This is a genomic window from Streptomyces sp. AC627_RSS907 (assembly GCF_019049165.1).
The window spans coordinates 34,947-49,209 of the sequence record NZ_JAGMUE010000062.1; the positions used below are offsets into that span (position 1 = coordinate 34,947).

A 14,263-nucleotide genomic window follows, 5' to 3' on the forward strand; every position below is an offset into this window, starting at 1 on the left:
GGTTCGGCCGCGGGGGCGGGCGGTGACGGGGACTGACCTCCTGTCACCCCCGCCCCGGCGGTCACTACCGCGGCACGATGTCCGGTGCCCCCAGCCGGGCCGCGTCCGCCGTCAGGTCGTCCGGCTGGCGCTGCGACTCCCGCTCGGCCTCCACCCGCTTCTCGTAGTGCTGGATCTCGCGTTCGACCTGGTCCGCGTCCCAGCCCAGCACCGGTGCCATCAGCTCGGCGGCCTCGCGGGCGCTGCGCGTGCCCCGGTCGAAGGTCTCGATGGAGATGCGGGTGCGCCGGGTCAGTACGTCGTCCAGGTGCCGCGCGCCCTCGTGCGAGGCGGCGTAGACGATCTCGGCCCGCAGGTAGTCGTCGGCGGCGTGCAGCGGTGCGCCGAGGGAGGGGTCGGCGGCGATGAGCTCCAGCAGTTCCTCGGTCAGGGCGCCGTACCGGTTCAGCAGGTGTTCCACGCGTACGACGTGCAGGCCGGTGCGCGCGGCGACCCGCGCCCGCGCGTTCCACAGCGCCCGGTAGCCCTCGGCGCCGAGCAGCGGCGTGTCCTCGGTGACGCAGTCGGCGACCCGCAGGTCGAGCCCGTGCACCGCCTCGTCCACGGCGTCCTTGGCCATCACCCGGTACGTCGTGTACTTGCCGCCCGCCACGACGACCAGGCCGGGCACCGGGTGCGCGACGGTGTGCTCGCGCGAGAGCTTGCTGGTGGCGTCCGACTCACCGGCCAGCAGCGGGCGCAGACCGGCGTACACGCCCTCGACGTCGTCGCGCGTGAGCGGTACGGACAGCACCGAGTTGACGTGTTCCAGCAGGTAGTCGATGTCCGCGCTGGACGCGGCCGGGTGCGCCTTGTCCAGGTCCCAGTCGGTGTCCGTGGTGCCGATGATCCAGTGCCGGCCCCAGGGGATGACGAACAGCACGGACTTCTCGGTGCGCAGGATCAGCCCGGTGGTGGAGTGGATGCGGTCCTTGGGCACGACCAGGTGGATGCCCTTGGACGCCCGGACGTGGAACTGGCCGCGCTCGCCCACCAGGGACTGGGTGTCGTCGGTCCACACCCCGGTCGCGTTCACGATCTGCTTGGCGCGGATGTCGTACTCCCCGCCCGCCTCGACGTCCTGCACCCGTGCGCCGACCACGCGCTCGCCCTCGCGCAGGAACGCGGTCACGCGCGCGCGGTTGGCGACCGGGGCGCCGTACGCCGCGGCCGTGCGCACCAGCGTCGTCACGAACCGGGCGTCGTCCATCTGGGCGTCGTAGTACTGGAGCGCGCCGACCAGTGCGTCCTTCCTCAGGGCGGGCGCCACCCGCAGGGCGTGACGACGGCTCAGGTGCCGGTGCACCGGCAGGCCCCGGCCGTGTCCGCGGGCCATCGACATGGCGTCGTAGAGGGCGACGCCCGAGCCGGCGTAGAGGCGCTCCCAGCCCTTGTGCTGCAAGGGGTACAGGAAGGGCACGGGCTTCACGAGGTGCGGTGCGAGCCGCTCCAGCAGCAGGCCCCGCTCCTTCAGCGCCTCCCGTACGAGGGCGAAGTCGAGCATCTCCAGGTAGCGCAGGCCGCCGTGGATGAGCTTGCTGGACCTGCTGGAGGTGCCCGACGCCCAGTCCCGTGCCTCGACCAGGCCGGTGGACAGGCCCCGGGTCACGGCGTCGAGGGCGGTGCCCGCACCGACCACGCCCGCGCCCACCACCAGTACGTCCAGCTCGCGCTCGGCCATGGCCGCGAGCGACTCGGCGCGCTGCGCCGGGCCCAGTGTCGCTGTCCTCACTGCTGCCTCCCGCTGTCGGGTCGCGTCGGCCGCACCCGTTGGGCGAAGCCCGGTTCCTGGTACCCACCATGCCCAGATTCTGACCGGCTCGCCCGACATCGGCCGCCGCCCGCCCTCAGCCTGTGGACAACTTCCGCGCACGGCACGCCGAGGCCCACCGAAACGTCGACACTCCCCGAAACTCGGCCGACCAATCCCGCAAATCGGTCATATTTACTCCTAGTCTGACGTTGTGCTCGCCCGTCCTGTCCACCGGGCTTGCGCGCCTGTCCCGCTTCGGTTACTGGGAAGGACGGCCCACGCCATGCCCGCAGATCTCGCCGTCATCGGACTCGGCCCGTACGGCCTGCCCCTGGCCCAGGCCGCCGTCGCCGCCGGCGTCTCCACCCTCGGCTACCGCACCGGCCCGGAGGCCGACCCGCTCACCCCCGCCGAGCTGCGCCGCATGCTCTCGACCGGCTTCCGCACGGCCGCGGGACCGGCAGAGCTGGGCCGGGTACGCACCGCGGTCATCTGCGCGCCGACCCCGCCGGGCCCGGACGGCGGCCTGGACCTCACCCAGGTGGAGGCCGCCGCCCGCACCCTGGCCGCCCACATGCGCCCGCACACCACGGTCATCCTGGAGTCGCCCGTGCGGCCCGGGACGACGGAGGAGTTCCTGCGCCCGCTCCTGGAGCGGGGCTCCGGGCTGCGCGCCGGCCGCGACTTCCACCTCGCCTACTCCCCCAGCCGCGCCGACCCCGGCAACCGCGACTTCACCCCGGCCAACACCCCGAAGGTCATCGGCGGCCTCACCCCCGCCTGCACCGAGTCGGCGGCCACCTTCTACGGCCGCCTCACCGACAAGGTGGTACGCGCGCGTGGCCCCCGCGAGGCGGAGACGGTCCAGCTCCTGGAGACCAACTTCCGGCACGTGAACATCGCCCTCGTCAACGAGATGGCCGTCCTCTGCAACGACCTGGGCGTCGACCTGTGGGACGTCCTGCGCTGCGCGGAGACCAAACCGTTCGGTTTCCAGGCCTTCCGGCCGGGCCCCGGCGTCGGCGGCCACTCCGTACCCCAGGACCTGACCGGCCAGGCCCCCCACAGCCTGCGCATGGTGGAGCTGGCGCAGCAGGTCAACTCCCAGATGCCCCGCTACGTCGTCCAGCGCGCCGCCGCCCTCCTCAACGAGCACGGCAAGTCCGCGCGCGGCGCCCGCGTCCTGCTCCTCGGCGTCACCTACAAGGCGGACCTCGCCGACCAGCAGGCGAGCCCGGCCGAGGAGATCGCGTCCCGCCTGATGTCGATGGGCGCCGCCGTCAGCTACCACGACCCGCACATCCCGTCCTGGAACGTCCACGACCGCCCCGTCCCCCGCGCCGACTCGCTCTACGAGGCCGCCGCCGAAGCCGACCTGACGGTCCTCCTCCAGCAGCACCGCACGTACGACCTCCAGGGCCTGTCGGTGAAGGCCCAGCTCCTGCTGGACACGCGGGGGGCCACGCCCACGGGGGCGGCACACCGGCTGTGAGGAAGGGCCCCGCACGCGGACACGCGAAGGGGCCGGTCACCCCGCCCGGGTGACCGGCCCCTTCCCGCGTCGTGCGGGGACTACCGCCGGTGCTGCGAGTCCGCCACCGTCACCTCGACCCGCTGGAACTCCTTGAGCTCGCTGTACCCGGTCGTCGCCATCGCCCGGCGCAGCGCGCCGAAGAAGTTCATCGAGCCGTCGGGGGTGTGGGACGGGCCGGTGAGGATCTCCTCGATGGTGCCGACCGTGCCGAGGTCGACCTTCTTGCCGCGGGGCAGCTCCTCGTTGACGGCCTCCATGCCCCAGTGGTTGCCCTTGCCCGGCGCGTCGGTCGCGCGCGCGAGGGGCGAGCCCATCATCACGGAGTCGGCGCCGCAGGCGATCGCCTTGGGCAGGTCGCCGGACCAGCCGACGCCGCCGTCGGCGATGACGTGCACGTACCGGCCGCCGGACTCGTCCATGTAGTCACGGCGGGCGGCGGCCACGTCGGCGACGGCCGTGGCCATCGGGACCTGGATGCCCAGCACGTTGCGCGTGGTGTGGGCCGCGCCGCCGCCGAAGCCGACGAGGACGCCCGCCGCGCCGGTGCGCATCAGGTGCAGGGCCGCGGTGTAGGTGGCGCAGCCGCCGACGATCACCGGGACGTCGAGCTCGTAGATGAACTGCTTCAGGTTCAGCGGCTCGTGCGAGCCGGAGACGTGCTCCGCCGAGACCGTCGTACCGCGGATGACGAAGATGTCCACGCCCGCGTCCACGACCGCCTTGGAGAACTGGGCGGTGCGCTGCGGGGAGAGCGCGGCGGCGGTGACCACGCCCGAGTCGCGCACCTCCTTGATGCGCTGCCCGATCAGCTCCTCCTTGATGGGAGCCGCGTAGACCTCCTGGAGGCGGCGGGTCGCGGTGTCCGCGTCGAGCTCGGCGATCTCGTCGAGCAGCGGCTGCGGGTCCTCGTACCGGGTCCACAGGCCCTCGAGGTTCAGCACGCCCAGGCCGCCCAGCTCGCCGATGCGGATGGCGGTGGCCGGGGAGACGACCGAGTCCATGGGAGCGGCCAGGAACGGCAGCTCGAAGCGGTAGGCGTCGATCTGCCAGGCGATCGAGACCTCCTTCGGGTCCCGCGTACGGCGGCTGGGGACGACGGCGATGTCGTCGAAGGCGTACGCCCGGCGGCCGCGCTTGCCGCGCCCGATCTCGATCTCAGTCACGTCTGTGGCCTTTCCCTCATGCGTTGCAGCGCCTTCCAGTATCCCCGACGGACACGGCGAGGGCGGCCCCGGATGCTCCCGGGGCCGCCCTGGAAGGCCTTCTGCCTACTTGCTGCGGCTGTAGTTCGGTGCCTCGACCGTCATCTGGATGTCGTGCGGGTGGCTCTCCTTGAGGCCGGCGGAGGTGATCCGCACGAAGCGGCCCTTCGACTCCATCTCCGCGATCGTCGCGGCACCCACGTACCCCATGGTCTGGCGCAGGCCGCCGACGAGCTGGTGCAGCACGTTGGCCAGCGGGCCGCGGTAGGGCACCTGGCCCTCGATGCCCTCGGGCACCAGCTTGTCGTCGGACGCCACCTCGGCCTGGAAGTAGCGGTCCTTCGAGTACGACCGGCCCTGGCCGCGGGACTGCATGGCACCGAGCGAGCCCATGCCGCGGTACGACTTGAACTGCTTGCCGTTGATGAACTGCAGCTCGCCCGGGGACTCCTCGCAGCCCGCGAGCAGGCTGCCGAGCATCACCGTGTCGGCACCGGCGGCCAGCGCCTTGCCGATGTCGCCCGAGTACTGCAGGCCGCCGTCGCCGATCAGCGGGACACCGGCCGCGCGGGCCGCGAGGGACGCCTCGTAGATGGCCGTGACCTGCGGGACGCCGATGCCGGCGACGACGCGGGTCGTACAGATCGAGCCGGGGCCGATGCCGACCTTGATGCCGTCGACGCCGGCGTCGATCAGGGCCTGGGCGCCGTCCCGGGTGGCGATGTTGCCGCCGATCACGTCGACACCGGCGCCGATGCTGGACTTGATCTTCGCCATCCAGCTCAGGGCGTTGCTGTTGTGGCCGTGCGAGGTGTCGACGACCAGGAAGTCCACGCCCGCAGCGGCCAGGGCCTGGGCACGCTCCAGCGCCTCGGGGCTGGCGCCGACGGCGGCGCCGACCAGCAGCCGGCCCTCGGAGTCCTTGGCGGCGTGGGGGTACTGCTCGGCCTTGACGAAGTCCTTGACCGTGATGAGGCCCTTGAGGACGCCCTCGTCGTCGACCAGCGGAAGCTTCTCGATCTTGTGGCGGCGCAGCAGCTCCATGGCGTCCACGCCGGAGATGCCGACCTTGCCGGTCACCAGCGGCATCGGCGTCATGACCTCGCGCACCTGGCGCGTGCGGTCGGACTCGAAGGCCATGTCGCGGTTGGTGACGATGCCGAGCAGCTTGCCGGCCGGGTCGGTGACCGGGACGCCGCTGATGCGGAACTTGGCGCACAGGGCGTCCGCCTCGGCCAGCGTGGCTTCCGGGTGCACCGTGATCGGGTCGGTGACCATGCCGGACTCGGACCTCTTGACGAGGTCGACCTGGTTGACCTGGTCCTCGATGGACAGGTTGCGGTGCAGCACACCGACGCCGCCCTGGCGGGCCATGGCGATCGCCATGCGGGACTCGGTCACCTTGTCCATCGCCGCCGAGAGCAGCGGGATGTTCACCCGGACGTTGCGGGAGATGCGGGACGAGGTGTCGACCGCGTTGGGGAGCACCTCTGATGCACCCGGCAGCAGCAGCACGTCGTCGTAGGTCAGCCCGAGCGTCGCGAATTTCTCGGGCACTCCGTCGACGTTGGCAGTCATGACACCTTCCCCAAATGGCCTTGATCGGTGCGGATGTCCATGCTAACGGGAAGCGGGGGTGGCTCATTCCACGATCAAGGAGGCCTTCCGTCTTCGTCGCTTCGTACGAACACCCTCAGGGCTTCGTACGCAGCCCGGTCACCGCCCGTTCACCCCGGGGAGCTACTGCTCCGCCAGGGCCCGCAGCCGGCTCAGCGCCCGGTGCTGTGCGACCCGCACGGCCCCGGGTGACATTCCCAACATCTGCCCCGTCTCCTCGGCGGTGAGCCCGACCGCGATCCGCAACAGGAGCAGCTCGCGCTGGTTCTCCGGCAGGTTGGCCAGCAGTTTCTTGGCCCAGGCGGCGTCGCTGTTGAGCAGCGCCCGCTCCTCGGGGCCCAGGGAGTCGTCCGGCCGCTCGGGCATCTCGTCGGACGGGACGGCCGTCGAGCCGGGGTGCCGCATCGCCGCGCGCTGGAGGTCGGCGACCTTGTGGGCGGCGATGGCGAAGACGAACGCCTCGAAGGGGCGCCCGGTGTCCTTGTACCGGGGCAGCGCGAGCAGCACCGCTACGCAGACCTCCTGGGCGAGGTCCTCGACGAAGTGCCGGGCGTCGCCGGGCAGCCGGGACAGACGCGTGCGGCAGTAGCGCAGCGCCAAGGGATGGACATGGGCGAGCAGGTCGTGCGTGGCCTGCTCGTCCCCGTCGACGGCGCGGTGGACGAGCCCACCGACCGTCCCTTGGTCAGGGGCCGCCTCGTCGTCACGCATCGGTCCATGGTGCCCTGCGACCGTCCGATCCGTGGCTCCGCGCCCGTTGTTGTGCACCGAAGCGTTATGAGCAGGTGCGCCGGCACTCATCCCCTGCGCCCTCCCCTTCCGCTCGACCGACTCGTCCCCGAGGAACTCCACACCTCAAGGATGCGTCATCCGCGGCGAAACGAGCAGCGGGCACCCGGCGGGTCGCCTTGTCACCCCCGCTCACCTCGCGATATGCGAGGTTCGCCGCACCCCCGACGCGCCGCGCGGACCCGCACCGCACGGGGTGCCCCAGGGGGTGTCGTCCGGATCGTGCCGCGGTCGCGGGGCCTGGCACGCCCGTCTGCCGCGTGGTCGGCGGTTGCCAGGGCTCCACCCCGGCGCCCTCCTCCACCTCGCGGCGGCACGCACCGGACCCCGCTCGGCCTGCCTGCGAGGCGCCGCCGCCCGGAGCCGGCCCGACCCGGACGACACCCCCTAGCGGACCAGGCCCCACCGGAAGCCGAGCGCCACCGCGTGTGCCCGGTCCGAAGCGCCGAGCTTCTTGAAGAGCCGCCGGGCGTGGGTCTTGACGGTGTCCTCGGAGAGGAACAGCTCACGGCCGATCTCCGCGTTGGAGCGGCCGTGGCTCATGCCCTCCAGGACCTGGATCTCGCGCGCGGTGAGCGTGGGCGCGGCGCCCATCTCGGCCGAGCGCAGCCGGCGCGGGGCGAGCCGCCAGGTCGGGTCGGCGAGGGCCTGCGTGACGGTGGCGCGCAGCTCGGCGCGCGAGGCGTCCTTGTGCAGGTAACCGCGGGCACCCGCGGCGACCGCGAGGGCCACGCCGTCCAGGTCCTCGGCGACGGTGAGCATGATGATGCGCGCGCCGGGGTCCGCGGAGAGCAGCCGCCGGACGGTCTCGACGCCGCCCAGGCCGGGCATGCGCACGTCCATCAGGATCAGGTCCGAGCGGTCGGCGCCCCACCGGCGGAGGACTTCCTCGCCGTTGGCGGCCGTCGTCACGCGCTCGACGCCGGGCACGGTCGCGACCGCGCGGCGGAGCGCCTCTCGGGCAAGCGGGGAGTCGTCGCAGACGAGGACGGAAGTCATGGCCGTCCTCCGCAGCTGATGCGCGTCACGTTGAGCCTCCAGGCTGGTACGAAATCGTCACCTGTGCGGTCGACCGTCCCGGACGCCCGCCCGAGCACTTGTTCCTTCAACCGCCTCCGCACTCTCAACGACGGTCACTCGAAAGAGTTACGGGGCTGTGTGTCGTCTTCGGCACTCTACGTGAGGGGTCCACCACGCAGCAGACATGCGCGTGAGTCCCGCTCCGTTTCATCACAACCCATGCCCCATTTAGCCGCTTTTCTTCCACTTCGCTGGTGTCTGCGGCTAGATTCGCAATGGGTCATATTTTCATCTCCTTAGATCGTAGTTGTACGGTCGGACACTATATCCACCCAGATCGGCTACAAGGGGTCACGCAATGGCAGATTTCTCCCGCCTTCCCGGACCGAACGCGGACCTGTGGGACTGGCAGCTCCTGGCTGCGTGCCGCGGGGTGGACAGCTCGCTCTTCTTCCATCCGGAGGGCGAGCGCGGAGCGGCGCGGAGTGCTCGCGAGAACTCGGCCAAAGAGGTCTGCATGAGGTGCCCGGTCCGCGCCGAGTGCGCGGCGCACGCCCTGGCGGTGCGTGAGCCGTACGGCGTGTGGGGCGGGCTGACCGAGGACGAGCGCGAAGAGCTCATGGGACGGGCCCGCCACCGCCTGGTGGCGGCATCGGCGTCGGCCGGCGGGGAGGCCGCCGCCCCCCACTGAAGGAACGTTTCTTCGTTACGAGGCTTACAGGCTCACAGGCTTACGACACTCCGACACGGGCCGCACGCGCGGCGCCCCGGGCCGCCGATCAGCGCGCGGCCGACTGGCGTGCCCCCGCCCGGGCCAGCTCGTCCAGCGTCGCCGCCACCGCCGGCACCTGGGCCAGATCGGGCAGGGTGAGGGCGACGATCTCCCGCCGCACCGCCGGTTCCAGCGTCACCGTGCGCACCCCCCGGGGACGTACGGACTCGACGGCGAGCTGAGGCAGGACGGCCACGCCCAGACCGGCCCCGACCAGGCCGACGACCGCCGGGTAGTCATCGGTCGCGAAGTCGATGCGGGGCGTGAACCCGGCTCCTTCGCAGACCTCGACCAGCTGACCGCGACAGCGCGGGCAACCCGCGATCCAGGGCTCCTGGGCCAGCTCCCCGATGGCCACCGACCCGGTGGGCGCCGTGCGCGCGAGCCGGTGCTGTACGGGCACCAGGGCCACGAGGCGGTCGGTCAGCAGCGGCCGTACGACCAGGTCGTCCCACTCCTCCGCGCCGGCCGCGCCCTCGTAGCGGAAGGCGAGCGCCACGTCGCAGTCGCCCTCACGCAGCAACTCCACGGATTTCGGCGGCTCGGCCTCCTCCAGGAAGACCCGGGTGCCGGGGTGGGCGGCGCGCAACGCGGCCAGGGCCGTCGGCACGAGGGTGGAACTGCCGCTGGGGAAGGAGACCAGGCGCACGCGCCCGGCGCGCAGCCCGGCGATGGCGGCGACCTCCTCCTCGGCCGCGGTGAGCCCGGCGAGGATCCCGGCGGCGTGCCGCACCAGCGACTCACCGGCCTGGGTCAGCCGCATCTCGCGTCCGGCGCGCACGAGCAGGGGCGTGCCGACGGAGGACTCCAGCGCCTTCATCTGCTGGCTGACGGCGGGCTGGGTGCAGCCCAGCTCGCGCCCGGCGGCGGAGAAGGAACCGGTCGATGCCACGGCGCGCAGCACACGGAGATGACGAGCCTCGATCACGCCCCCGAGGATAAGCGACTCTTTGGCCGGACGCCGAATAATGGGTCGCCCCTTTGACAGCGCTGTCCTACCGTGCCGCCATGAAGCTCTTGTCAGTCAATCTGGGCCGCGCGCGGGCCGTGCCGTACACGGACCACCCCGAAGGCGTCACCGGCATCGACAAACAGCCGGCCGACGGGCCCGTGCGGGTCACGGCACCGGGGCCGATGGGTGTCGGGGCGAGCGGGCTGGCCGGGGACACGGTGTGCGACACGCGCCACCACGGCGGCGACGACCAGGCGGTGTACGCGGTGGCGCGCGAGGACCTCGACGACTGGGAGCGCGTCCTGGGCCGGCCGCTGCCGAACGGCTCCTTCGGCGAGAACCTGACCACCACGGGCCTGGACGTGTCCGGCGCCCGGATCGGCGAGCGCTGGCGGGTCGGACCGGAGCTGGTGCTGGAGGTGACGTCCGGCCGGATTCCCTGCCGTACCTTCCAGGGCCATCTGGGTGAGAAGCAGTGGGTGAGGCGCTTCACCGAGAAGGGCGCGCCGGGGGCGTACCTGCGGGTGGTCGAGCCCGGTGGGATACGGGCGGGCGACCCGGTGCGGATCGTGCACCGCCCCGGCCACGAGGTGACGGTCGCCCTGCAGTTCCGGGCGGTGACGACCCGGCGGGACCTGCTCCCCCGGCTGCTCGCGGCGGGCGAGGCGCTGCACCCGGAGCCCTTGGCCGCGGCGCGTAAGTACGTGGCGCGGCACGGCGGCTGACCGGCCCCCACGACGCTGCTCCTCACAGGTCGTTCACGAGCCGTCGTCCTGGTGAACGAAGCGGACCAACCCAGTCCGGCCCCCTAACCTTGCGCCATGACAACGGCATTGATTACGGGATCGACGGCGGGCATCGGCGCCGCGTTCGCTCGGCGGCTCGCGGCCGACGGGCACGACCTGGTGCTGGTGGCCCGCGACACCAAGCGGCTGCGGGACCAGGCGACCGAGCTGCACGACCGGCACGGCATCGAGGCGGAGGTGCTGACGGCCGACCTGGCGACGGACGCCGGCATCGACGCGGTGGCCGCCCGGCTGGGCGCGGGCAGGAACCCCGTCGACCTGCTGGTCAACAACGCCGGCTTCGGCAACAAGGGCCGTTTCCTCGAGGTCTCCATGGCCGACGAGCTGACGATGCTCAAGGTGCACTGCGAGGCGGTGCTGCGGCTGACCTCGGCGGCGGCCGAAGCGATGCGGGGGCGGGGGCGCGGCGGCATCGTCAACGTCGCCTCGGTCGCGGCGTTCGTCCCGCGGGGCACCTACGGCGCCTCCAAGGCGTGGGTCGTGCAGTTCACGCAGGGTGTGGCGAAGGACCTGGCCGGCAGCGGCGTGCGCCTGATGGCCCTGTGCCCCGGCTTCGTGCGCACGGAGTTCCACCAGCGGGCCGGGATGGGCACGGACAACATTCCGAACTGGATGTGGCTGGACGCGGACAAACTGGTCGCGGCGGCCCTCGCCGACCTGTCCCGGGGCAAGACCGTGTCGGTCCCCGACCCCCGCTACAAGGCCCTGATGGGCGCGGCGAAGCTGGTGCCGCGGGGGATGCTGGGCGGCATCTCGTCGCGGACGGGGCGCAAGTACGGGCCGCAGTAGGGGCGTTGACGGCGGGGGCGTCGACGGCGGGGGCGCCGGTGGCGCGGCCGGTGCGCCCGTGCCTGCGGCCGGCCCGCTCCCGGGTGCCTCCCCGGCGGTGCGCGGGCTGGTGGACCCGCTGCCCGAGCGGCTCGTGGCGTGGCATCATCGGCTCACGCCACGCTGACTTCTCGGGGGAACTCCATGGCGGAACAGGCCAGTTCGCGTCGGTCGCCGTACTGGGCCACCGGTGCCGTCTGCGGCACCGTGGCCGCGTTGAGCGCGACCGGTGACATCATCTTCGACCTCTTCGAGGGGACGACCGCCGTCTCGGTGGGCGGCGGGACGGCCGTACTGATCGGCGGTCTCGCCTGGTACCACTCGGCGCGCACCCGGCCCGAGGCGGCCGCGCCCGCCACGGCGCCCCGTCCGGCGCGGCACGAGCTGGCGTCCACCGCGCCGTGGGTGGGGCGGCAGGTGCTGCTCGACGGGTTGCTCGCCACGCTGCGGGACGTCCCGTCGCCGACGGGTGGAGCGCTGGCCGTCGGTCTCCGGCACAGCCAGTCGAAGATCGTGGTCGTGCACGGGGCGCCCGGCACGGGGAAGACGACGCTCGCCCTCAACGCCGCGCACCGGGTGCGCGACGAGTACCCCGACGGCCAGTTGCACCTCGAACTGCGGGGTGACGGCGACGAGCCCATGAGCAGTGCCGACGCCCTGGAACAACTCCTCGTGAGGCTCGATGTCGCGCGTGAGGACATCCCCGCCCGCGTCGCCGACCGGGCCGCGCGTCTGCGCAGCCTGACCAACGACCTGCGGCTGCTGATCGTGCTCGACAACGCGCACAGCACCGAACAGGTGCGGCCGCTGCTTCCGGTGGGAGCGGGGTGCGCCGTGCTGATCACCAGCCGTCGGGCACTCTCCGCCGGAGACATGGCCCGTCCGCCGGTGCAGGTCGTCCTCCCGGACGAGGACGACGCGCTGAGCGTGCTCGCCCACTGGGCCGGCGAGGACCGTGTCGCCGCCGATCCCGCCGTCGCCCTGCAGATCACCCGGTTCTGCGGCCGGCTCCCCCTGGCCCTGCGCATCGTCGGCTCGAAGCTCAGGAACCGGCCGGACCTGAGCCTGGCGCGTATGCAGGCCCGCCTGGAGAACGAGCGGGACCGGCTGCGGGAACTCGCGCACGACGACGGGAGCCTGGAGGCCTGTCTGGGGTTCACCTACCGCGAGCTCGGGGAGTCCACCCGTGCGGCGTTCGGCCTGATCGCGTCGCTGCCGGTCGGACGGCTCACGGAGTGGCACTTCGCCTCCGTCGCCGAGACGCGGGGAGCGGCGGTCGCGGCCTGTGACGAGCTGGTCGAGGTCAGCCTGATGGAGGCCGCCCCGGACGACGGGGCCGGAGCCGGAGCCGACGACGGCTATCGCGTCCACGACCTGATCCGGGTCTACGCGGCCGAGCAGTACGACCAGCTGCCGTCCGACGAGCGGCGGCGGCTGGAGTCCAGGCTGGTGCGGGCCTTCCGGGACGCGGTCGTCCACCTGGCCGCCCGGCGTGCCCCGGAGCTCGCGGCGGAGGTGGCCGCGGAGCAGGTCGGCGGCCTGGACCGGCTGTCGGCCGCCGCCTGGGTCTCGGGTGAACAGGAGCGGCTCCTGTGGGCCATCGGCCGGGGCCGCAGTCTCGGCATGGACACGGAGGTCGCCGAGATCGGCGAGGCGCTGTCGTACTTCCTCGACGACATCGTCCTGCCGGCCGGCGCCGCGGACTGGCTGTTCAGCGCACCGCCCGGGACCAGGCCGCGGGTGCGGCGCAGCCTGCGGCGCGCTCGCGCGACGGCGGCGCTGGCGGAGGGTACGCCGGACACGGCACTGACACTGCTGGCCGCCGGGGACGCGGACGCCGGGGAGACGGCGTCGGACCCGGTGGGCCTGGCCAGGGACGAGATGGTCGTCGCCGTCGCCCACGCGGCGAAGGACGACTTCCGGGCAGCCCTCGGACACATGACCGCGGCGGTGGACCGGCTGCGGACGACCGGGGACTCCTGGCACGTACTGAACTCGCTGGAGAAGCTCGGCGAGTTCCAGCGGTGGCGGGGCAAACCGGAGCTCGCGGAGCAGAGCCAGCGGGAGGCGCTGCGGCTCGCCGAGGACACCGGTGACCTCCGGGCGCAGGCCCGGCTGCGGCGGACGCTGGCCGAGACACTCGGTTACCTGCGCCGTCCGGACGAGGCGGCGCCGCTGCTGGAGTCCGCCGTCCACGACTTCCGCGTGCTGAACGACCGCAGATGGGAAGGGGCCGGCCTCTACGCCCTCGGCAAGATCTACCGCCTCCTGGGCCGCCGCGAGGACGCGCTCGACCGCTACCGGCGGGCGGAGGAGATCTTCGGGCCGATGGGTGAGCGGCAGTGGCTCGGGCGGGTCACCAACGCCAAGATCCGTGTCCTGGCCGGCCTGGGCGATCTGGACGGGGCCGCAGACGCGGCCAGGACGGCGCTCGCCACCTTCCAGCAGATCGGCGACGAGATGTGGTTCGCCCACACCCAGCGGGACGTCGGCTGGCTGCACCTGAGGGCGGGCAGGCCCGAGGAGGCCGTCGAACCGCTGACCCACGCCGTCGAGGTCACCGCCCGCGCGGGAGACGCCTATGCCGGGGCCATGGCCCTGCACCTGCGCGGGGTCGCCCACCGCGAACTCGGCCACTGGCCGCAGGCACACGCCGACCTCCAGGCGGCCCTGGACGTCTACCGGTCCGGGGACTACGAGTGGAACGAGGCCGCCGTGGTCCACGACGTCGTCCGCGCCCTGCGCGCCGAGGGGCGAACCGAGGAGGCCGGAACGCTGGAGACCGCCACCGCCGCGGCCAACCCGTTCTTCACCGGGATGCGCGGGCGCGACGGTGCCGTGGCCGTCCCGGACGAAGACTGACGCGGACCCGCCCAATGCCGAGCCCGCCCCGGACCACGACTGACGCAGGCCCGCCCAATGCCGAGCCCGCCCCGGACCACGACTGACGC

11 protein-coding genes are annotated in these 14,263 nt (G+C 72.7%); 5 read left to right on the forward strand and 6 right to left on the reverse strand.

The window, feature by feature from the left end; genetic code table 11:
• Window positions 1-64 precede the first annotated feature (64 nt).
• Window positions 65-1,771, reverse strand: coding sequence for a glycerol-3-phosphate dehydrogenase/oxidase (locus KUM32_RS15735; protein WP_217142512.1), 1,707 nt, complete (start codon window positions 1,769-1,771; stop codon window positions 65-67).
• A gap of 304 nt (window positions 1,772-2,075) precedes the next feature.
• Here KUM32_RS15735 and KUM32_RS15740 point away from each other — a divergent pair, with 304 nt between their 5' ends.
• A complete protein-coding gene (locus KUM32_RS15740; protein ID WP_217142513.1) occupies window positions 2,076-3,284 on the forward strand; it encodes a nucleotide sugar dehydrogenase in 1,209 nt (402 codons plus the stop codon).
• A gap of 80 nt (window positions 3,285-3,364) precedes the next feature.
• Here the strand turns inward: KUM32_RS15740 and KUM32_RS15745 are convergent, their stop codons facing one another.
• From KUM32_RS15745 to KUM32_RS15760, 4 genes are all read right to left on the reverse strand, one after another.
• A complete protein-coding gene (locus tag KUM32_RS15745; protein WP_217142514.1) occupies window positions 3,365-4,489 on the reverse strand; it encodes a GuaB3 family IMP dehydrogenase-related protein in 1,125 nt (374 codons plus the stop codon).
• A gap of 105 nt (window positions 4,490-4,594) precedes the next feature.
• The gene (gene guaB, locus KUM32_RS15750; protein ID WP_217142515.1) at window positions 4,595-6,106 is read right to left on the reverse strand and encodes an IMP dehydrogenase; all 1,512 of its coding nucleotides are present in this window, start codon (window positions 6,104-6,106) and stop codon (window positions 4,595-4,597) included.
• A gap of 162 nt (window positions 6,107-6,268) precedes the next feature.
• Window positions 6,269-6,856 (reverse strand): sigma-70 family RNA polymerase sigma factor, encoded by a 588-nt coding sequence (locus tag KUM32_RS15755; protein WP_019329587.1) that lies wholly within the window; start codon window positions 6,854-6,856, stop codon window positions 6,269-6,271.
• A gap of 465 nt (window positions 6,857-7,321) precedes the next feature.
• The gene (locus KUM32_RS15760; RefSeq protein WP_003948568.1) at window positions 7,322-7,933 is read right to left on the reverse strand and encodes a response regulator transcription factor; all 612 of its coding nucleotides are present in this window, start codon (window positions 7,931-7,933) and stop codon (window positions 7,322-7,324) included.
• A 379-nt stretch (window positions 7,934-8,312) separates the two neighbouring features.
• On the opposite strand from KUM32_RS15760, the gene KUM32_RS15765 reads away from it, so the two are divergent.
• Entirely contained in the window at window positions 8,313-8,645 is a 333-nt protein-coding gene (locus tag KUM32_RS15765; protein ID WP_217142516.1) for a WhiB family transcriptional regulator, read from the forward strand.
• An 88-nt stretch (window positions 8,646-8,733) separates the two neighbouring features.
• On the opposite strand, the gene KUM32_RS15770 is transcribed toward KUM32_RS15765, so the two are convergent.
• Window positions 8,734-9,654 carry a LysR family transcriptional regulator gene (locus tag KUM32_RS15770; protein ID WP_217142517.1) on the reverse strand — a complete coding sequence of 307 codons (921 nt, stop codon included), beginning with the start codon at window positions 9,652-9,654 and terminating at the stop codon, window positions 8,734-8,736.
• 80 nt (window positions 9,655-9,734) lie between these two features.
• On the opposite strand from KUM32_RS15770, the gene KUM32_RS15775 reads away from it, so the two are divergent.
• The 3 genes from KUM32_RS15775 (at window position 9,735) to KUM32_RS15785 (ending at window position 14,174) form a co-directional block, all read left to right on the forward strand.
• On the forward strand, window positions 9,735-10,403 hold the full coding sequence (locus tag KUM32_RS15775) for an MOSC domain-containing protein (RefSeq protein WP_217142518.1): 669 nt from the start codon (window positions 9,735-9,737) through the stop codon (window positions 10,401-10,403).
• 96 nt (window positions 10,404-10,499) lie between these two features.
• Complete coding sequence (locus KUM32_RS15780; protein WP_217142519.1) at window positions 10,500-11,273, forward strand: SDR family oxidoreductase; 774 nt, start codon at window positions 10,500-10,502, stop codon at window positions 11,271-11,273.
• Between the two features lie 183 nt (window positions 11,274-11,456).
• Window positions 11,457-14,174, forward strand: a complete 2,718-nt coding sequence (locus KUM32_RS15785; RefSeq protein WP_217142520.1) for a tetratricopeptide repeat protein — start codon at window positions 11,457-11,459, stop codon at window positions 14,172-14,174.
• The last annotated feature ends 89 nt before the right edge of the window (window positions 14,175-14,263 follow it).

What these genes read in the sequence shown, in the direction of transcription:
- KUM32_RS15740 (WP_217142513.1), top strand. Translation starts at nt 2,076, where the DNA reads ATGCCCGCAGATCTCGCCGTCATCGGACTCGGCCCGTACGGCCTGCCC.
- guaB (WP_217142515.1), bottom strand. Translation starts at nt 6,106, where the DNA reads ATGACTGCCAACGTCGACGGAGTGCCCGAGAAATTCGCGACGCTCGGG.
- KUM32_RS15755 (WP_019329587.1), bottom strand. Translation starts at nt 6,856, where the DNA reads ATGCGTGACGACGAGGCGGCCCCTGACCAAGGGACGGTCGGTGGGCTC.
- KUM32_RS15760 (WP_003948568.1), bottom strand. Translation starts at nt 7,933, where the DNA reads ATGACTTCCGTCCTCGTCTGCGACGACTCCCCGCTTGCCCGAGAGGCG.
- KUM32_RS15765 (WP_217142516.1), top strand. Translation starts at nt 8,313, where the DNA reads ATGGCAGATTTCTCCCGCCTTCCCGGACCGAACGCGGACCTGTGGGAC.
- KUM32_RS15775 (WP_217142518.1), top strand. Translation starts at nt 9,735, where the DNA reads ATGAAGCTCTTGTCAGTCAATCTGGGCCGCGCGCGGGCCGTGCCGTAC.
- KUM32_RS15780 (WP_217142519.1), top strand. Translation starts at nt 10,500, where the DNA reads ATGACAACGGCATTGATTACGGGATCGACGGCGGGCATCGGCGCCGCG.
- KUM32_RS15785 (WP_217142520.1), top strand. Translation starts at nt 11,457, where the DNA reads ATGGCGGAACAGGCCAGTTCGCGTCGGTCGCCGTACTGGGCCACCGGT.